Here is an 18,575-nt window from a genome sequence, read left to right on the forward strand (position 1 = left end):
AGGCGCAGGTGTCGTGGCCAACAGAGTAAAATCTTTTCAGCGAAATTGGGTGGTCATTATCGTTGGGCTGGTGGTTATGCTGGCCCTTAATGCGGGGCAGTCGTACCGGGCAATCAATGAGCTGGTCGCGAATGAAAACCGAGCGAGCGTGACCAAATCCGCCTTGCGTACTGTCAAGAATCTCTATTCCTCAGTTCAGGATGCGGAACTTGGGTTGAGAGGTTATCTTCTGTCCGGCAATGAAAGCTATCTAACGCCCTATTTTCAATCGCTGGATCAAATACAGGCAAATCTGCTGGAACTCAAAGATTATAACTATGAGTCAGAACAGCAGCTGGTGCGTGTCGATCTTCTGGAGCGTATGATCGTCGAGCGCTTGGAAGAGATGGGCCGGCACATACAGCAGAAAAAAGCCAACGAATCCTCGGAATGGCTCTCGTCAATTAAAATGATGCAAAGTCACAACCGCATGAAAGAGCTGCGGGATGTGATTGAAGAGCTGGAAGCAGAAGAATACGAACATCTCGCCAATCAATCGTTGGTCGCATCTCAAAGTCGCAATGATGTTATGCGAACGATTGTTATCGCAAATTCTGTCGGTTTGCTGCTTGTTCTAATGGTTGCGATACTGGTTCGTCGGGCGCTGGATTCTCAGGTGCAAGAATCCGAGAAACTGGAAGAAATGGTGACGTCACGTACGGCGGAATTGGAGCACTATTCTGACGAGCTTCAACGCAGTAACCGTGAGCTGCAAGATTTTGCGTTTGTTGCTTCCCATGACTTGCAGGAACCACTGCGAAAAATTCAAGCTTTTGGAGATCGCTTAAAAAGTGGGTACAGCAGTGAGTTGGGTCAGGGTGCGGATTACATCAATCGCATGCAAAAAGCCGCCGCTCGTATGTCTCGCCTGATCGAAGACTTGTTGGAGTTCTCACGGGTTTCCACTCGTGCAAACCCTTTTCAAATGGTAGATCTCAACGGCGTGTTACAGGAAGTTATCGATAATCTCGATGTTAAAATCGAAGAGTCTGGTGCAAAAATTCTTGTGGAGACACTGCCGGAGATAGAAGCCGATCAATCTCAGATGCGCCAGCTTTTTCAGAATTTACTGGGCAATGCAATAAAATTCAGTCGTGAAAATGTGCCACCCGAAGTCAGAATCAGTTCTGAAAGCATGGAGCCTGAAGATGGTACAGAAAACCCACACTATCTGATTGCAGTTGAAGATAACGGCATCGGGTTTGACGAAAAGTACATCGATAAAATATTTACACCCTTCCAGCGTTTGCATGGTCGTGAAAAGTATCAGGGAACTGGTATTGGCTTGGCCATCTGTAGAAAAATCGTTGAGCGGCACCAGGGAGAACTTGATGTCACCAGCACGCCCGATGTTGGAAGTCGGTTTATTCTTAAGTTAACCAAGTATCGCGAAGATACATTATTGAACGTCGAACGCGAGGCATCGCAAAGTGAATAAAAAACCTATCGTTATTTTAATGGCGGATGACGACAAGGACGATCAGCTGCTCGCTCAGGAAGCCCTGCAGGAAAGTCGGGTTGCCAATGAATTGCACATTGTTAACGACGGTGTGGAGTTACTGGAATACCTGCGGGGTGAGGGGCGTTTTAAAGATCAGGCGCGCCCCTGGCCAGGTTTAATCCTTCTGGACTTGAACATGCCCCGTAAGGATGGTCGGGAAACATTATTGGAATTAAAGTCTGATGATGCGTTGCGCCGAATACCCGTTGTCATTCTGACAACCTCAAAAGTTGAAGAGGATATGTTGCAGGGGTACAACTTGGGTGCCGCCTCCTATTTAACAAAGCCGGTAACCTTCGACGGCCTGGTCGAGCTTATGAAAGCTCTGGGGCGATATTGGATTGAATTTGTAGAACTGCCCAGTGCGGCAGATAGGTAAGTCGAGGATAGTGCGGCGCGCGTCATGATTAAAACCAAGCTACTTCTGGTCGAGGATGATGAAGATGATTTCATCATTACGCGAGATCTTCTGCGGGATCTCGGCGAAGAGTCCTATAGCCTGGATTGGGTTCATGATGTGGAGAGTGCCAGGGCTGAATTGTCCGCTAATCGTCACGACGTTTGCCTTATGGATTATTCTCTGGGACCGGAAGATGGTGTCTCTTTATTAAGGGAAGCATCTCAGTTGGGCTTTCGTGGCCCAATTATCATGTTGACCGGGCAGGATGACGAGCGGCTGGATGCCGACGCATTATCTGCGGGAGCGGTCGATTACCTGGTGAAGTCCCAGCTAAATGCATCGCGATTGGCTCGTGCTATTCGGTATGCGGTGGCTCGAAAGGAGATGGAGGCTGAGCGGGTTGAGCGCCTGCGTGCGGAATCTGAGAATCGATCTAAGAGTGAATTTTTAGCGCACTTAAGCCACGAGCTGCGCACGCCTTTAACCGCTATTTTAGGCTACACCGATTTGATGCTGAGTCAGGCCGCTGATCCTGTCAATCAAGATAGTTTGCAGGTTATTAAGCGAAACGGCCATCATCTGCTCAGTTTGCTAAATGATGTTTTGGATCTTTCCAAAATTGAAGCGGGCAAATTGGAAATCGAATATTTACCGTTGGATTTGCACGCATTTCTTGCGGATATTTTCCAGCTTATGGCGGTAAAGGCAAAAGATAAATTTCTGGAGTTGAACGTTAATGCGCTGAGAGATATTCCCACGCAGATATCTATGGATTCAACTCGGTTACGGCAAATACTGTTAAACCTTCTTGGTAACGCGATTAAATTTACCCAAAAGGGCAGTGTGTCTCTTTCTATCGATGTCAAAGAAGACGGTGAGCAACATCTTCTTTTGTTCCATATTGAAGATACGGGGCGAGGAATTTCTGACAGTGACCTGCAGAGAATTTTCAAACCATTTAGTCAGGCCGCCCATTCTGGGTTTGATACAGAGAAAGGTACCGGGCTTGGTTTGGCCATCAGCTTGCAGTTGGCTTCCAGGTTGGGGGGTACCATAGAGGTTAGCAGTCACTTGGGGGCTGGCAGTCGCTTTACGTTATCTCTGCCGTTGCAGCAGGATGATTGGAAAGAGTGTAAGCCTCTGGATTTGACGCAACCAAGCCAGCACCGGTCACTTGAGATCAGTGCATCCATCAATGGCAGGATACTGGTGGCCGATGATGTTCCGGAAATATTGAATTTGGTCGGGCACATTATTCAGCAAGCCGGCGGTAAAGTGACCTATGCGTGTGACGGTAGAGAAGCCCTCGCGCAAAGTGTGGCCGCGCGTGATGCCGGAGTTCCCTTTGATCTGTTAATTCTGGATATGCAAATGCCAGGATTAAGTGGACTTGAAGTAACGCAGAAATTAAGACAGATGGCATTTTCTCAGCCGATTATTGCGCTTACTGCAACAGCGATGAAAGGGCAGAAAGATGATAATCTTAGGGCGGGATTTACCGATCACTTAACGAAGCCGATCGATCAGCAGCAGCTGTTGACGTGTATTCGAGACAACCTTGCTAAGTTGCGTAGCGCTTCGCAACCCTGTGCCCCCTGTTCGAAAGATCAAACTTCGGATCCCCGCATTCTGCTGGTCGAAGATGATCGTGATGCGCGCCAGTCGACAGCGCAGCTACTGCGTATGCTTGGGTGTGGTGTTGAAGAGGCTGAAACTGCAGCCTCGGCTGTCGATAAATTTACGCCGGGCTGTACACGAGTCGTTCTGCTGGATATCAATTTGCCGGACGATTCAGGTTATCATTTGGCGCAGCGGCTTAGAGAAAAATTTGGTGCCGGTTTTAAAATCATTGCGCTTACTGGTGAAGAAATTCCTTCGCAGGTTCTGCATGAATCGGATCTTGATGACTGCTATTTGAAGCCGGTCGATATGCAACGTTTAAAAGCGGTTGTCGAAACAGCTGCCTCTGACGTCTGAACTTTCTGTCTTTTCGTCGTTACAACGAAACTCTCTCTTCTTTTCAGTGATCTTTTTATAAGTCATTTTAAGATCTCTTCTTACGGAGGTCATTCATACGGCTGCAACTTTTTCTGAGTAATCTGTAAAGGTTACAGCTGTGGTTTGCAGCTTGTGTTAACCGCCAGTCAATGTGTTGTTACCTGACAGTTAATTTTATTGGTTTGTAACTTATTGATTATAGGTAATAAATATTTATTGGGTTGGCGAAAATTAAACACGAATGATGTTGTCTAAAGAAGTGGCACGGTATTGGCTCTATCGTCTATCAGCAGTATTCACAACAAGCTGAGGAGAGATAGAACCATGTTGAGCTGGTCATTAGCATTTTTAGTCATCGCCATTATCGCAGCTGTTTTTGGGTTCGGCGGAATTGCCGGAACTGCTGCGGGAATCGCGAAAATTATTTTCTTTGTGTTCGTCGTGTTGCTTGCGATCTCTCTCATTTCGGGAGCCTTAAGAGGCAAGTCGCCGCGATTGTGAAGTTTTTCTTACCAAGGAGTGTTTGATATGAGTTACAAGAAACTGGTACTTCCTTTCTTTCTGGCCTTCATGGCCCTGGGAATTGTTGCATGCAGCGACGACAGCGCCGACAGCGCCGAAGATGTTGGCGAGTCTATTGATCAGTCAATGGAAGACGCTGGCGATGCGGTAGACGACGCTACCAACTAATTCTGATCGTCAGAATTTTTAGAGAAGCCTGGGTGATCCGTCACCCAGGCTTTTTTGTGCCCAATGCTTTGGGACAAGTGAAACAGGGCCGATATGCTCTGGATTGCAAATTCCTTGCGAGCCTCCTTTTTTTGGAGATTGAGCCTATTTTCTGATCGTTTTCTGCTGTTTTATCCTAATTTGGAGGTAAATCTGTCAACGATATTATTTGCGCCATTTTGGTAGCAAATTGCTGCCAATACGTTCAGAATTGCGCTTTTCGCTGGAGGCGGGCCTGCCTCGTCAGCGCCATTCTTTTACCTGTGCATTGGGAGACTTTGGTTGAATATTCGCTCCTTCGATCAGTGGAACGCTGAACTATCCGCTGAGCTTTACGGTGTTGACCGCTGGGGAAATGACTATTTTGGTGTCAACGAGGACGGCAACGTAACTGCCAAGACCCTCAATACGGCAGTTCCTTTGTTGGATATCGTTGAGGCGTTGCTGGAGCGGGACCTTCAAATGCCGGTTCTGCTGAGAATCGAAAACGTACTCGATGCGCAGATATCACGCCTGAATAATGCTTTTATTAAAGCGATTAAAGAGTTTGATTACAAAAATAGTTATCGAGGTGTTTACCCGATAAAGGTGAATCAACAGGCTCAGGTTGTTGAAGAAATTGCCGCTTTTGGCTCTCGTTTTCAGCACGGTTTCGAAGTCGGTAGCAAAGCTGAAATGATTGCCGCTCTGTCGACTCTGGAAGAGCCGGGTAGCTTAATCGTTTGTAATGGATATAAAGACCAGGAGTTTATCGATCTCGGTTTGCAGGCAATAAAGCTCGGGTTTCGATGCTTTTTTGTTATCGAGACGCCTACCGAGCTTCCTATTATCATTTCTCGCAGTCGCGCATTGGGAGTAGAGCCCAACATCGGTGTGCGCGTGAAAATGATCAGCCAGGTTAGTGGTCACTGGAATTCTACTAGCGGGGATCGCAGTGTCTTCGGTCTGACAACGGCGCAGTTAATCGATGTTGTGGATACCCTGCGGCAAGAGGAAATGTTGCATTGTCTGCAACTTCTTCATTGTCACCTGGGTTCGCAGATTCCAAACATCAGTGAAATTCGCCGCGGTATTGCAGAGGCTTGTCGCTTCTATATCGATCTTTGCAACGAAGGCGCAGCACTTTCTCATTTGGACCTGGGTGGAGGCTTGGCTGTCGATTACAGCGGTGCAAGAAGCAACGATAATCAAAGTCGTAACTATGATCTTGAAGAGTACTGTGCCGATATTGTCGAGACGATAAAGACGACGCTTGATCGAGTTGGTATTGATCATCCGGTGATTGTGACTGAATCTGGGCGCGCAACGGTTGCATATTCGTCCGTACTTTTATTCAACATTCTCGACAGCAATACCTTTGAGCCCATTGAAATGGCAGGTGAAAGTGTCGAGCCGCACTCTCAGATTAACCTGATGAATGAAATCTTCAGTTATCTGCGAGCGGATAGAGTGCAGGAATGTTTTAACGATGCAAACTATCATCGCAATGAAATTCGTGAACTGTTTCGCCGCGGTGAAATTAATTTGCGAACACGCGCGGTAGGAGAAAACCTCTTCCTTAAAATTCTTCAGGCAATTGCGGAGCTTCTTGAGGACATGGATGAGGTGCCGGCGGATCTTGAAAATCTGCGCTTGTCGCTGGCGGATATTTATTACGGTAATTTTAGTTTGTTTCAATCGCTTCCAGATATCTGGGCAATTGACCAGTTGTTTCCAATCATGCCAATTCACCGCTTGAATGAAAAGCCGTCGCGTGAAGCGGTATTGGCTGATATAACCTGTGATTGTGATGGCAAGATTGATCGTTTTATTAATCCTCGAAAAGGTGTGTCCCATTCGCTGCCTGTGCATCCTTTAAAAGTCGGTGAAGAGTATTACCTTGGGGTCTTTCTTGTCGGTGCTTATCAGGAAACGCTGGGTGATCTTCATAACCTGTTTGGCGATACTAATGTCGCCAGCGTGCGTTTGAATCGTGGTGGAACATTCGATATCGTCAAAGAGATTCATGGTGACACAATCGAAGACGTTCTGAGTTATGTTGAGTTTCATCCTGCGGAAATTGCATTGCGCTATCGTAATACCGCAGAGAGGGCTGTGAGAGAAGGTCGTATTACTGCTCGAGAACGCCAGCAGATGTTGAAAACGTTCAAGGCGAGCTTAGATGGTTATACCTATTACGAACGGGAAGATGAGTGAGGATACATAAATGAAAAAAATCGTAATTGTCGGCGCTGGTGGCGTCGGTCAGGTCGTTGCTCATAAATGTGCTCAGAATGCTGAAGTCTTTTCTGATATTCTGCTAGCCAGCCGTACCGAAGAAAAATGTAAGGCGATTGCATCACAAATAAATTCTCCTATAAGAACGGCGAAAGTTGATGCGGATAATGTTGCGGAAATGGCTGCACTGTTAAAAGCAGAAAAGCCTTTTATGGTAATCAATGTAGCGCTTCCTTACCAAGATTTGAGCATAATGGATGCGTGTCTGGAGGCGGGTGTTCATTATCTGGATACCGCGAATTATGAGCCTCCAGAAACGGCGAAGTTCGAATATCACTGGCAGTGGGCGTACCAAGAAAAGTTTGAAAAAGCGGGCTTGATGGCGTTACTTGGATCCGGTTTCGACCCAGGCGCGACGAACGTTTTTACGTCTTATATCGCTAAGCATTATTTTGATGAAATTCACTATCTGGATATTATTGACGTTAATGGCGGCGATCATGGCTATCCGTTTGCCACAAATTTTAATCCGGAGATTAACATTCGAGAGGTGACAGCGGAGTGTCGTCACTGGGAGTCCGGTGCCTTCCAGGAAACGCCGGCGATGTCGTTGAAGCAGAGCTTTACATGTCCAGAAAGTGTTGGAACTTACAACATATATCGGATGTATCACGAAGAGCTTGAGTCATTGACCAAGCACTTTCCTACGTTGAAGCGGGCTCAATTCTGGATGAGCTTTGGTGACAGTTATCTTAAGCATTTAGAGGTTTTGGGTAACGTGGGGATGACGTCTATTGAACCTGTTAGTTTTCAGGGGCAGGACATTATTCCTATTCAATTTCTGAAGCAGCTACTACCCGATCCATCGACGTTAGGTCCGAGGACGAAAGGTAAGACCTGTATTGGGTGTGTTGTACGCGGTGTGAAGGATGGAAAAGAGAAGACGGTATATCTCTATAATATTTGCGATCATCAGGCTTGTTATGCTGAAGTTAAATCTCAGGCTATTTCTTATACGACCGGTGTGCCCGCAATGATTGGGGCCAGCTTGTTGTGTGATGAGACTTGGTTAAAGCCAGGTGTTTGGAATATGGAACAGCTTAATCCAGATCCTTTTATGGAGCGCATGAACCTCTGGGGATTGCCCTGGAAGGTCATTGAAAACCCAGGTTTCGATCTCGTTTGATCTTGCGCCAGAGGAGTTTGTTGTGGCAACGATAAATGCAGAGACATTTGCGAGTTTTGATCCGCGCCGTGTGCCATCGCCCTGTTTTGTCGTCGATGAGGTCGCTGTCGAAAAGAATCTTAAGGTTCTTGATCAAGTCCAGAGGGCGTCCGGGGCTAAAATCCTCCTGGCGCTCAAAGCGTTTTCGATGTTTGGTTTGGCGCCCCTGGTGAGGCGTTATCTTTCAGGCGTCTGCGCTAGCGGATTACATGAAGCAAAGCTCGGGCGTGAGGAGTACGGTGGCGAGGTGCATACCTACAGCGCCGGCTATTCTCCAGCTGATATGCCAGAGATTCTCGAGCTGTCTAATCACGTGTTGTTTAACTCCTTTAATCAGTGGCACAGATATAAGGAGATCGCACTGGCGTCGCGAAAGCAGCGTAGTGACGTTGATTTTGGTTTACGTGTTAACCCTCGACACTCCGAAGGTGCTGTTCCAATTTACGACCCGTGCGCGCCAGGCTCTCGCTTGGGAATCCCGCTCGATGCTTTTCGTGGCGAAGATTTAAGTGATTTTTCCGGTCTGCACTTTCATACGTTATGTGAGCAGCAATTCCAGCCTCTATCACGCACGTTGGATGCTGTCGAATCTCAGTTTGGACAATACCTAGAATCGATGCATTGGCTGAATATGGGGGGAGGGCACCATATTACCAAGCCAGGTTATGATGTAGAGGGGCTGATTTCTCGTATTCAGCAGCTTCGGCAGCGTTACGGCCTGGAGGTCTACTTGGAACCTGGCGAAGCCGTTGCTGTCTGCAGTGGGGTGCTGGTGTGCGAGGTTTTAGACGTCACAAGCAATGACGTTGACATTGCTATTGTTGATACTTCTGCCACCTGCCATATGCCTGACACTTTGGAAATGCCCTATAGGGCGGAGATTTTTGGTGCCGGTGAAGCGGGAGCTAAGTCTCATACCTACCGCTTGGGTGGTCAATCGTGTCTGGCTGGCGACGTTATGGGTGACTATAGTTTTGATAGGCCGCTGGAGATTGGCCAGCGCTTGATGTTTGATGACATGTCTCATTACACCATGGTAAAAACGTCGACATTCAATGGTGTGCGTTTACCATCGATCGCCATCTGGAATTCGGAAACCGATACCCTGCGTGTTATTCGCGATTTCGGTTATGAAGACTTCAAATCCCGACTCTCCTGAGTCTTAGCCTTTCACTGAATGACTATGACAACTGTAAACAAGAGTGAGCCGACAATTTTTTTAGGCTCTGAGATTGATTCCTTATCGCCTGAAGCAGCGCATTTTCATATCCTGCCCGCGCCCTACGAAGCGTCAGTTTCCTACGGAGGGGGTACGTCTTTGGGACCGCAGAAAATTATTGATGCGTCGCTGCAGCTGGAGACCTGGGACGGGAAAAGCAACCCTTCGTCCCTGGGAATTTACACTCACGAAGCTGTCGATTGTGACGGTGAGGCGGAGGCCGTTGTGGGCCGTATCGCTGAGCGTACTGAAGCGATCGTGCGGCAGGGCAAGTTCCCGATTACTCTTGGCGGTGAACATACGGTGACAATTGGTGTCATTAGAGGTTTGCTAGCGGCAGGCGTTGAGGATTTTGGCGTCGTTCAACTCGATGCGCATGCCGATTTACGAGAGGCATACGAGGGCAACCCCTATAGCCATGCCTCGGTAATGAAGAGGGTTGTCGATGAAGACATTCCGCTGTTTCAGTTGGGAATTCGCGCGCTCTGTGAAGAAGAAATCAAAACCCGTAAAGTCTATGGGGTTGATCATATTGATGCTGAGGTTCTGGTAACACGGCAGATTCAGAGTTTTGAGCTGCCGGATGAGTTTCCCGAGAAAGTCTATTTCACCTTGGATGTAGATGGAATGGACCCATCGGTTTTCCCGACGACAGGGACTCCCGTGCCAGGGGGTACAGGCTGGTATCAAACGCTTGCTCTGGTCAATAGCCTGGCGAGGCAGCGGGATATTATCGGTTTTGATGTGGTTGAGTTTGCCCCCATGAAAGGCTTGCACGCCTATGATTTTTCAGCAGCTCTGCTCGTTTACAAGTTGATGGGGATTGTGCAGCGAGCGCAAGACTAATATATGAAGATTTGATCACGGTAGTGCTCTTAAAAAAGGGCCTGTAAGTGATGAACGACAAGTGGTAACAAGCGACATGATGGGAACAGATATTTGGATCGTCTTGGATAGCCGTGTGCCGTCCACTCAGATTGTTAGCCCTCGCCTTTTCGAATGCGTTAAGTGATCTTTCTGTGATTCGCAAGTTACTCCTCTTTATCGCTGGAAACCGGGTTGTATTGTCAATTTTGCTGGCCTCAGTATTGTTGGCAATCTATATGGCCGGTTTTCTTGGTGGTCGGTTTTCGGTCACCAATCAGTATGAATTTAAGCAGGATGGTGCTCTCTCGCTTGGTGAGTCCGGGATTGCTTTTACGAAACCCTTTTTGACTCCTGAGTTGGCAAGTCAGCTGAACCAAGATGGATTTGAGTTAGAGTTTCGCGGTCGTTTTACCGATGTGGATTCACGTCGTGGAAGTAATATTTTGGTGATACCAGACGGTGACCGAAATTTAGATACTTTTATCGTGTGGCAGTGGCGGCATCATCTCATCGCTATGGATAGCGACGATTACGATGCCAGTCGTCGTCAGCCTCGGTTAAGCACGACGGTCGCCGCAGGGCCGCAAGTGTTGCGTTTGGTTTCTCGGGACGGACGTAGCACGTTGTATTTAAATGATGAGCCCGTTAGTCACTTTAATAAAGGCGCACTACAGCTCCCCATTGTGTCCGGAGGGACTCGGTTGTTACTGGGTAATTCCGCCCACCTGAATAACGGTTGGGTGGGCGACATAGAATATGTCGCGTTGAGGCATTGGCTATCAGATTCGTCATCTCAATCAGGCGGGCGATGGCAGACTGTTTTGGAGCTACCCTTTGTTAACGAAGGAGAGCACCTGCTTTCGGGTGCGGATGTTCCGGGCGGTTTGACCGTACCTGACAAGATTGGCTTGATGGAGCAGGACCTTCTTTCTATGCCCAGTCGTTTCGAGCGGTGGAAATTTTGGTCTCTCGTGGATTACGTCGTAAACGTAGCGGGCTTTATTCCGCTGGGAGTGTTGTTCTTGCTGGTGTTTTGGCGCCAACGCCCGGCCTACGTTTTGCCTCTGGCAATTGGTGGCAGCTTTTTAGTGAGTTTTTCCATTGAGTATATCCAGTCGTGGATGTATTTCAGGCATTCAAGTGTCTTGGATCTTATTTTAAATACCACTGGCGGTGCGGTTGGCACTTTGTGTGCCGCTTGGTGGCTTCGTTCGCCGCGTAAGATTGGGGCTTAACGCTCATTTTGAATTACACTTACAGTTAACTATTGTGCTGTGGTAGCGGTTTGTCGCGCTGTCAGAGGGATTTACAGGGCTGGTCAAGCATCCGGATGAAAATTTCAGTTGTTATCGTTAATTACAAAACACCGGGGATGGTGCTTGATTGTCTGGAGAGCTTTTCTGATGAGAGCTTGTGGGACGATATGCATGTCGTCATTGTCGACAACTGCTCAAAAGATGACTCCTTGGCAAGGATCCGGGAAGGCTTGCCTGAGAAATTTAAAACTAAGGTTACCTTGGTTGATTCTCCGATTAATGGGGGATTTGCGGCGGGGAACAATCTAGGCATTGCCGAGTTCTCGGCAGACTATTACCTGTTGCTCAACAGTGATACCTTGCTTCGCCCCGATTCTGTCTCTGCGCTTGCCAAATTGCTGGAAGCTCATCCTGAATGTGGGCTGGCCAGTCCTCGCTTGGAGTGGCCAGATGGTCGGCCGCAGGAAAGTTGTTTTCGATTTCACTCTCCCGTAAGCGAGTTGATCCGCTCGGCCAATACAGGGCCGATTACCCAACTCTTTAAGCAATATGAAGTGGCTCTGCCGGTTCAGGATGGCGTCAGCTACCCTGAATGGACCAGCTTCGCCTGCGTCATGATTCGCCGTGAGGTCATGGAGGCGTTAGGGGGGCTGAATGAAGACTACTTCATGTATTTTGAAGACGTCGAATTTTGCCGTCGAGCCCGTGAAAAGGGGTGGAGAATCGTTAATGATCCCAATATTCATGTCGTGCACCTGCGTGGCGGAACCTCTCCTCTCAAAGCTCAAGCGCGTTTAAAAAAGCGGTTGCCGAGATATAATTACGAATCTCGTACCCGTTATTTCAATCAGTTCTATGGTCGTGCCGGCTTGCTGGCGGCGAACCTTCTGTGGACTCTTGGTGGCGCTATTTCGAGTGCCAGATCCAAAATCAGCGCAGGCTACGATAGCAGCGTTTGCGCGAAGCAATGGACTGATACTTGGATCAACTTTTCTAAACCAGAGCGCCCTTACGTGCATCCGGACGATTACCGTGAGAAAACCTGATTTCATTATTATTGGCGCGATGAAAAGCGCGACCAGCACGCTGCATCAACAGTTGGCCTTACAGCCCGGCTTTTTCATGTCGGACCCAAAAGAGCCCAATTATTTCAGCGACGATGAGCAGTACGCGCTCGGCGAATCCTGGTATTTGGACCTTTTTAAAGGTGCTGAGGCGTCTGATATTTGTGGCGAATCCAGCACCCACTATACGAAATTTCCCGATTATCCGCTGACACTGGACCGTATGCAGGCACTGTTGCCACAGTGTCGTTTGATATACGTGCTGCGTCACCCGATTGAAAGATTGGTTTCTCACTATATCCATCAGTGGACGCAGGGGGTTATCCGCTGTGATATTGGGCAAGCCATTACTGACTTTCCGGAATTGATTAATTACAGCTGCTATGCCAGACAGCTGGAGCCATATATCAAAGCGTATGGTGCTTCGAACATTTTGATTACAGCGAATGAGGCTCTGCGAGCTCGCCCGCAGGAACAACTGTCTCGGGTCGCGAAGTTTGCTGGCTATACCAGTGACGTACGTTGGCAGGAAAAAGCGCCCTCTCAAAATGTCTCCAGCCAGCGCTTTCGCAAATTTCCTGGTTACCATTTGCTGGTGGATTCTGCGTTGATGGCCTGGGCGCGTCGTGCGCTGATACCAAAAGGTTTGAGGGAGAAAGTGCGAAAGCAGCTGTCTATGTCTGAACGGCCGGAATTGAATGAGGCTCAAGCTATTAAGCTGGCCGAGGTGTTTGATCAGGATCTCAGCATCCTGGGGCGTTGGCTGGGGGTGGACATCTCCTGTGCTAATTTCTCCTCGGTGTTTGCTGAAAAAGACTTCAAGATCCAGTGGCCTGCCGATGTCTGATGTGCACACCGATTTATCCCGGCGCATTGGCGTTGTGGCCATTGGTCGCAACGAGGGGGAGCGCCTGATTCAATGCTTGCGATCGGTCACGGCGCTTGCGGATAAGGTGGTCTATGTCGACTCGGGTTCAACAGATGGGAGCCGTGAAGCTGCCAAAGAACTGCAATGTGAGGTTTTGGAGCTGGATCTGTCGCGGCCTTTTACCGCGGCGCGAGCCCGCAATGAGGGGGTCGACAAGCTCCTAGAGTTGGCGCCAGAGGTTGAGTTCGTACAATTTATAGACGGCGACTGCGTTCTCGATCAGCAGTGGATGCAATTCGCAGCGGATTATCTTGATGCTAACCCGAGTACTGCCGTTGTATGTGGTCGGCGTCGAGAGAAGTTTCCCGAGCGCTCAATTTATAACCGGCTTTGCGATCTTGAGTGGAATACCCCTATTGGAGTGGCAAAAGCCTGCGGTGGTGATTCATTGATGCGGATCGCGGCGTTTCGTGAGGTCGGCGGTTTTCGTCCGGATCGTATTGCGGGCGAAGAACCAGAATTATGCTTTCGTTTGCGTAAAGCGGGGCATGAGATCTATCGCCTTGATGCTGACATGACGTTGCATGACGCGGCGATATTCCGATTCGGTCAATGGTGGAAGCGTACGGTTCGAGCGGGTTACTCATTTGCTTCTGGCGCTTGGTTACACGGCGCCAGTGAGGAACGTTTTAAGGTCAGGGAATGTCTGCGTGCATGCTTGTGGGGAGGTCTACTTCCACTGGCAATTGTCGTTCTCTCGTTGTGTCAGGTTTGGTTTTTACTGTTGTTTCTTATCTATCCGTTGCAGATATGGCGACTGTCCAAACAGGCACCCATCGCCGGACGGGATGGGCGCCGCTGGGCGTTTTACCTGGTCCTGGGAAAATTTGCGGAATGTGTCGGCGTATTTCAGTTTCTGTTCAGTACACTGACCAGCCGCACTCGCATTATCGAATACAAATAGTTGGTCAATAAGGATAGGTGTCAACCCATGTCGAAAAAGTATCTCATCATCTCACCGTGTCGCAATGAAGCGGAGTTTATGAAAGAGACACTCGATACCGTTGTGGGGCAGAGCATCCCGCCTGCGAAATGGGTCATTGTCGATGATGGCTCAACGGATGCTACGCCTGAGATTCTTGCGGACTATGCAGCACGCTATCCCTTTATTGAGATCGTCACTCGGCAAGATCGAGGTCATCGCAGCGTAGGGCCTGGTGTTATTGATGCGTTTTATACTGGCTACGAGGCGATAACGCCGACGGATTATGATTACCTCTGTAAGCTAGATTTAGATCTGCATCTACCGCCGCGCTATTTCGAAATTCTAATGGATCGTATGGAGCAGAATCCTCGCCTGGGCACTTGCAGCGGCAAGCCGTATGTGAAGCAAGATGGTGAATTGGTGAGTGAGCGGCGCAGTGATGATATGTCGGTAGGGATGACTAAGTTCTTTCGTACCACTTGTTTTCTGCAGATCGGCGGTTTCGTTCGTGAAGTCATGTGGGATGCCATCGACAGTCACAAATGTCGATTCTTGGGCTGGCAGGCGGTAAGTTGGGATGAGCCAGATCTACGCTTCACGCATTTGCGTCCAATGGGGTCCAGTCAGACGAGCATTTACGTCGGCAAGCGGCGGCATGGTTTTGGTCAGCATTATATGGGAACGGGCTTCTTTTACATGTTGGCGTCCTCGGTGTTCCGTATGACCGAGCCGCCCTACCTTGCCGGTGGCCTGAATATGATGTGGGGCTACGTCAAAGCCGTTTTGGATCGTAACCCCCATATGGAGGATACCGATCTCATCCACTTTATTAGAAAATACCAATGGCAGTGTCTGTTTAAAGGACGGGCGAAAGCCATGGCCGAATTGGATCAGCAGCAGGAAGCTGCCTGGCATCCAGAAAACATCTGATTGCTGGCGATCACAGGGAAAGAGCCTTGAAACGAATACTCTATCTGGCGCCTGAGATACCTTCTCTTTCAGCGACCTTCGTTTATAACGAAATTTTTGCTGTGCGTAAGGCGGGCGCCGATGTCGACGTGATGACCGTGCACGCGCCAGAGAAGTCTGCGCACCCGGAAGTGGCTCAGGCTCTGGGAGAGATTGATGAGCTCTATCAAGATGGATTGGTTAAACACCTTGTCCGCAGTGTTCTCAGGTTGTTGCGGACTCCTGGAAAATACCTGAAAGCAATCCGGTGGTTGATGTCCGACTTAGCATCGCTCGGTTTTGGGCGAACCTCAGTTGGTCAGGTATATCGTTTTCTGGCGGCGGCTAGTCTGGCCGAGCACGTGGATAATAAAAAGTGTCAGCACATACATGTCCATTTTGCCCATGTTCCCACGGATCTGGCCATGTACGCCTCCGCGATGTGTGGCGCTACCTTCAGCTTTATGGGGCATGCGAATGATTTGTTTGAGCGGGGTTGGCTGCTCCGTGAAAAAGTCAGCCGCAGTTTGTTTTGTGCCTCGATATCAGAGTTCAATCGCAATTATCTACGAAAACTCGGAGCGGATATCGATAAAATCCGCATCGTACGCTGTGGCATCGACCCCGAACGATTTGCTCTACGCCCCCAGCGTCAGCCCGGTAAACCGCTGATTATCGGCGCGTTGGGCCGATTGGTTGAGAAAAAAGGTTTTGACGTTCTAATTGCTGCCTGTCAACTATTACATATTGCCGGTGTCGAATTTACGCTAAAATTAGCAGGAGATGGCCCACTAAAAGAAGCCTTGGTTGATCAGGTAAAAGAGTCGACTGTGGCGCCTTTTGTGGAATTTGTCGGTGCGTTACCTCATTCCGAGGTGCATCACTGGCTGAGCGAGTTGGATGTATTTGTGTTGCCCTGCAAGGTTGACAGTAATGGTGATATGGATGGCATTCCCGTCGTATTAATGGAAGCCATGGCAATTGGCGTTCCAGTCATCTCAACGAAAATTTCCGGTATTCCTGAGCTGATATTGGATCATGAGACAGGATTATTGGTTGAGCCAAATGACGCAGAAGCGACAGCCATGGCACTTAAGCAGCTTGTCGAGACCGAAGGATTGTCCGTCCAATTAGTCGACGGCGGCAGACAGCGAGTGGAAACGGAATTTTCCGAAGGGGAAAATGCCCGAAGGCTCCTTACCGCGATAAACACAGCCGAATAAGGGCAGGGAGAACTATTGTGACCAGTCAGATGCATAAAGTGTCGGAGCTCGTACGACGTCCCAGTCGGGAAGAAACACTGAATCGTGATGCCTGGTGTATCCTTGGCCTGCTGATCGACAATCTATCTTTTGATGAGACAATGGATCATTTGGACTACTGTGTTCAAAACCGTGTTCAATGCTTCTTATCAACGCCAAATACCAACTTTCTCGTTGCGTCGATCACTGCTTATGAATTTCAGCAGTCCGTGATACAAAGTGACATATCCGTTGCAGATGGAATGACGTTAGTTTGGGTTTCAAGAATTATTGGTGTCCCTATCGTTGAAAGGGTGGCGGGTGCATCGCTATTTGAGTCTCTCAAATCCAAAGCGATGAAGGTTTTCTTTTTTGGTGGACAGGATAATGTCGCCGAAATTGCCTGTGAAAGGGTTAATGATGATGGTGGCGCCATGAGTTGCGTCGGTCATTACAATCCCGGAATGGGGACCGTTGAGTCCATGAGTACGGACGCCATTCGGACTCAGATTCGTGCCAGTGGCCCGGATTTTTTAGTGGTGTCGCTGGGAGCTCGAAAAGGGCAGGCGTGGATCCAAAAGAACATGGAGTCTCTTAATGTTCCAGTGGTTTCGCACCTTGGGGCAGTGGTCAATTTTGAATCCAACACCGTAAATAGAGCACCTGTACTTTTACAAAAAATGGGTTTGGAGTGGCTGTTTAGGATCTATGAGGAGCCAAAGCTCTGGAGTCGCTACTTATCTGACGGACTGGATCTCTGTCGTCTGATGTCGAAGAAAGTGATGCCACTTTATTTTTTGCATCGGCGTTACCGGCGCAAGAGTAAGCTTTATAAAGAGACAAAATTCGTTACTAAAGAGCGAGGTTCCGATATTGTATTGGAAATTCATGGCGCAGCGACTCTGGATAATAGAGAAGAATTCAGAAAGGTGTGCTTAGAATTGCTGTCTCAGGATAAGCCTGTCGTATTGGAATGGCATTATCTTGGTTACTTTGATGCGGCGTTTCTTGGTACCCTAATGCTGTTTAAAAGGTTGCTGGTTGAAAATGGTCAGTATCTTGATTTTCAAAATGTCAGCAAATCGGCAGCACGCTTGTTACGCCTCCATGGTGTTACCACCTACTTCGGCGTACAAAGATAAATTATGCTCTTGAAAGAGCAGACGACTGACGACTGGTCGCATCGATAAACGGGAAGTCGAAGCTCTCCCGCGCTGCGGCCGGATCATCCATTGACGCTTTTACAGAGTTGTAGAGCTCAGTAACGGCTGGAGTCGTCAGGCAATCAAACATCTGGTGTCTAAAAACAATAAAAGGAGCACGAGGTCCATGATAGTCAACGAGTTTGCCGATCGGCTGAAATAAAAATCCAGACATGCGCAGCATGCGGCCTAGTTTGGGTTCCATCATTGCAATTGCCGCCTCGGCATCACTGCGGGCTAGCAGTACCATTCCCGACATAAATAAGCTCAGGGTGGCCACAGGAAAACGACGTCGTTCGATACGTCGACGTCTGTCGCTTTGGCGTTCTGCATCTTCAATCTGGGCAAGCTTGCGGCGATCGGGTACTGACGTATTTCGGCGGTCCTCAGCGCGCATTCGGAAATCTTTCTTCACGGCGAGCCGGGAAAACTCTGCGATATGGCCGGGCGGGTATCGATCCAAATCAAACAAGTTGGGATCGAGACTGTCAGGGCAAAAAGCCTGCACAGGGAGTTTTTTGTTCATGGAGTCTGGGCCGGTTTCTATCAGTCTGAGGCAGCCAATGGGTGAATCCTGCTCTTTTTGCATAATAACACTGTGCAAGGCGCAGGGATCGTAGGGATCTTTTTCGAGTCCGTTGGACTGTACAGCTTCATAACCGTACTCTTTACAATACACTTCGTGCCGAACACGATAGCAACTGTTAAGCAACTCTTCGGACTCCGCCTGGCAGACATAAAAATTTTCATTAAAGTATCTGGCAAGTTGCATATACATCAGTCCTCTATGGGCTATGCTTAGTTACAGTTTAGTTT

The 18,575-nt window shown here is 48.6% G+C and carries 17 protein-coding genes; 16 read left to right on the forward strand and 1 reads right to left on the reverse strand.

Annotated features, from left to right (window positions below; all coding sequences use genetic code 11):
- Positions 1-13 precede the first annotated feature (13 nt).
- From ACXAFR_RS18665 to ACXAFR_RS18740, 16 genes are all read left to right on the forward strand, one after another.
- Complete coding sequence (locus ACXAFR_RS18665; RefSeq protein WP_475179504.1) at positions 14-1,477, forward strand: sensor histidine kinase; 1,464 nt, start codon at positions 14-16, stop codon at positions 1,475-1,477.
- A complete protein-coding gene (locus ACXAFR_RS18670; protein ID WP_475179507.1) occupies positions 1,470-1,919 on the forward strand; it encodes a response regulator in 450 nt (149 codons plus the stop codon). The genes ACXAFR_RS18665 and ACXAFR_RS18670 overlap by 8 nt, the downstream gene beginning before the upstream one ends.
- Positions 1,920-1,943: 24 nt before the next feature.
- Complete coding sequence (locus tag ACXAFR_RS18675) at positions 1,944-3,917, forward strand: response regulator (protein ID WP_475179509.1); 1,974 nt, start codon at positions 1,944-1,946, stop codon at positions 3,915-3,917.
- Between the two features lie 345 nt (positions 3,918-4,262).
- Positions 4,263-4,439: a DUF1328 domain-containing protein gene (locus tag ACXAFR_RS18680; protein ID WP_475179511.1), complete on the forward strand. Its 177-nt coding sequence runs from the start codon at positions 4,263-4,265 to the stop codon at positions 4,437-4,439.
- 27 nt (positions 4,440-4,466) lie between these two features.
- Positions 4,467-4,628 (forward strand): hypothetical protein, encoded by a 162-nt coding sequence (locus ACXAFR_RS18685; RefSeq protein ID WP_475179514.1) that lies wholly within the window; start codon positions 4,467-4,469, stop codon positions 4,626-4,628.
- Between the two features lie 321 nt (positions 4,629-4,949).
- The gene (gene speA / locus ACXAFR_RS18690) at positions 4,950-6,863 is read left to right on the forward strand and encodes a biosynthetic arginine decarboxylase (protein WP_475179516.1); all 1,914 of its coding nucleotides are present in this window, start codon (positions 4,950-4,952) and stop codon (positions 6,861-6,863) included.
- Between the two features lie 10 nt (positions 6,864-6,873).
- Positions 6,874-8,070 carry a saccharopine dehydrogenase family protein gene (locus ACXAFR_RS18695; protein ID WP_475179518.1) on the forward strand — a complete coding sequence of 399 codons (1,197 nt, stop codon included), beginning with the start codon at positions 6,874-6,876 and terminating at the stop codon, positions 8,068-8,070.
- A gap of 22 nt (positions 8,071-8,092) precedes the next feature.
- Entirely contained in the window at positions 8,093-9,268 is a 1,176-nt protein-coding gene (gene nspC / locus ACXAFR_RS18700) for a carboxynorspermidine decarboxylase (RefSeq protein WP_475179521.1), read from the forward strand.
- 24 nt (positions 9,269-9,292) lie between these two features.
- Entirely contained in the window at positions 9,293-10,174 is an 882-nt protein-coding gene (speB, locus tag ACXAFR_RS18705; protein ID WP_475179526.1) for an agmatinase, read from the forward strand.
- 173 nt (positions 10,175-10,347) lie between these two features.
- Positions 10,348-11,430: a VanZ family protein gene (locus ACXAFR_RS18710; RefSeq protein ID WP_475179529.1), complete on the forward strand. Its 1,083-nt coding sequence runs from the start codon at positions 10,348-10,350 to the stop codon at positions 11,428-11,430.
- A 95-nt stretch (positions 11,431-11,525) separates the two neighbouring features.
- Entirely contained in the window at positions 11,526-12,497 is a 972-nt protein-coding gene (locus tag ACXAFR_RS18715) for a glycosyltransferase family 2 protein (protein WP_475179531.1), read from the forward strand.
- Positions 12,484-13,362 (forward strand): sulfotransferase family protein, encoded by an 879-nt coding sequence (locus ACXAFR_RS18720; RefSeq protein WP_475179533.1) that lies wholly within the window; start codon positions 12,484-12,486, stop codon positions 13,360-13,362. The genes ACXAFR_RS18715 and ACXAFR_RS18720 overlap by 14 nt, the downstream gene beginning before the upstream one ends.
- The gene (locus tag ACXAFR_RS18725) at positions 13,355-14,347 is read left to right on the forward strand and encodes a glycosyltransferase family 2 protein (RefSeq protein WP_475179538.1); all 993 of its coding nucleotides are present in this window, start codon (positions 13,355-13,357) and stop codon (positions 14,345-14,347) included. The genes ACXAFR_RS18720 and ACXAFR_RS18725 overlap by 8 nt, the downstream gene beginning before the upstream one ends.
- Before the next feature lie 27 nt (positions 14,348-14,374).
- Complete coding sequence (locus ACXAFR_RS18730) at positions 14,375-15,298, forward strand: glycosyltransferase family 2 protein (RefSeq protein ID WP_475179540.1); 924 nt, start codon at positions 14,375-14,377, stop codon at positions 15,296-15,298.
- Positions 15,299-15,324: 26 nt separating this feature from the next.
- Positions 15,325-16,539: a glycosyltransferase gene (locus ACXAFR_RS18735; RefSeq protein WP_475179541.1), complete on the forward strand. Its 1,215-nt coding sequence runs from the start codon at positions 15,325-15,327 to the stop codon at positions 16,537-16,539.
- A 17-nt stretch (positions 16,540-16,556) separates the two neighbouring features.
- Positions 16,557-17,699, forward strand: a complete 1,143-nt coding sequence (locus tag ACXAFR_RS18740) for a WecB/TagA/CpsF family glycosyltransferase (RefSeq protein ID WP_475179544.1) — start codon at positions 16,557-16,559, stop codon at positions 17,697-17,699.
- Between the two features lies 1 nt (position 17,700).
- Here ACXAFR_RS18740 and ACXAFR_RS18745 read toward each other — a convergent pair whose 3' ends face one another.
- Positions 17,701-18,531 (reverse strand): PEP-CTERM/exosortase system-associated acyltransferase, encoded by an 831-nt coding sequence (locus ACXAFR_RS18745; RefSeq protein ID WP_475179549.1) that lies wholly within the window; start codon positions 18,529-18,531, stop codon positions 17,701-17,703.
- Positions 18,532-18,575 lie beyond the last annotated feature (44 nt).

The sequence above is a fragment of the Pseudomaricurvus sp. ABR4_320 genome (assembly GCF_056159445.1).

Bases quoted from the DNA above. Each gene is read 5' to 3' on its own strand.
- ACXAFR_RS18685 (WP_475179514.1), top strand. From the start codon at position 4,467: ATGAGTTACAAGAAACTGGTACTTCCTTTCTTTCTGGCCTTCATGGCC.
- ACXAFR_RS18680 (WP_475179511.1), top strand. From the start codon at position 4,263: ATGTTGAGCTGGTCATTAGCATTTTTAGTCATCGCCATTATCGCAGCT.
- ACXAFR_RS18725 (WP_475179538.1), top strand. From the start codon at position 13,355: ATGTCTGATGTGCACACCGATTTATCCCGGCGCATTGGCGTTGTGGCC.
- ACXAFR_RS18675 (WP_475179509.1), top strand. From the start codon at position 1,944: ATGATTAAAACCAAGCTACTTCTGGTCGAGGATGATGAAGATGATTTC.
- ACXAFR_RS18715 (WP_475179531.1), top strand. From the start codon at position 11,526: ATGAAAATTTCAGTTGTTATCGTTAATTACAAAACACCGGGGATGGTG.
- ACXAFR_RS18730 (WP_475179540.1), top strand. From the start codon at position 14,375: ATGTCGAAAAAGTATCTCATCATCTCACCGTGTCGCAATGAAGCGGAG.
- speB (WP_475179526.1), top strand. From the start codon at position 9,293: ATGACAACTGTAAACAAGAGTGAGCCGACAATTTTTTTAGGCTCTGAG.
- ACXAFR_RS18695 (WP_475179518.1), top strand. From the start codon at position 6,874: ATGAAAAAAATCGTAATTGTCGGCGCTGGTGGCGTCGGTCAGGTCGTT.
- ACXAFR_RS18745 (WP_475179549.1), bottom strand. From the start codon at position 18,531: ATGCAACTTGCCAGATACTTTAATGAAAATTTTTATGTCTGCCAGGCG.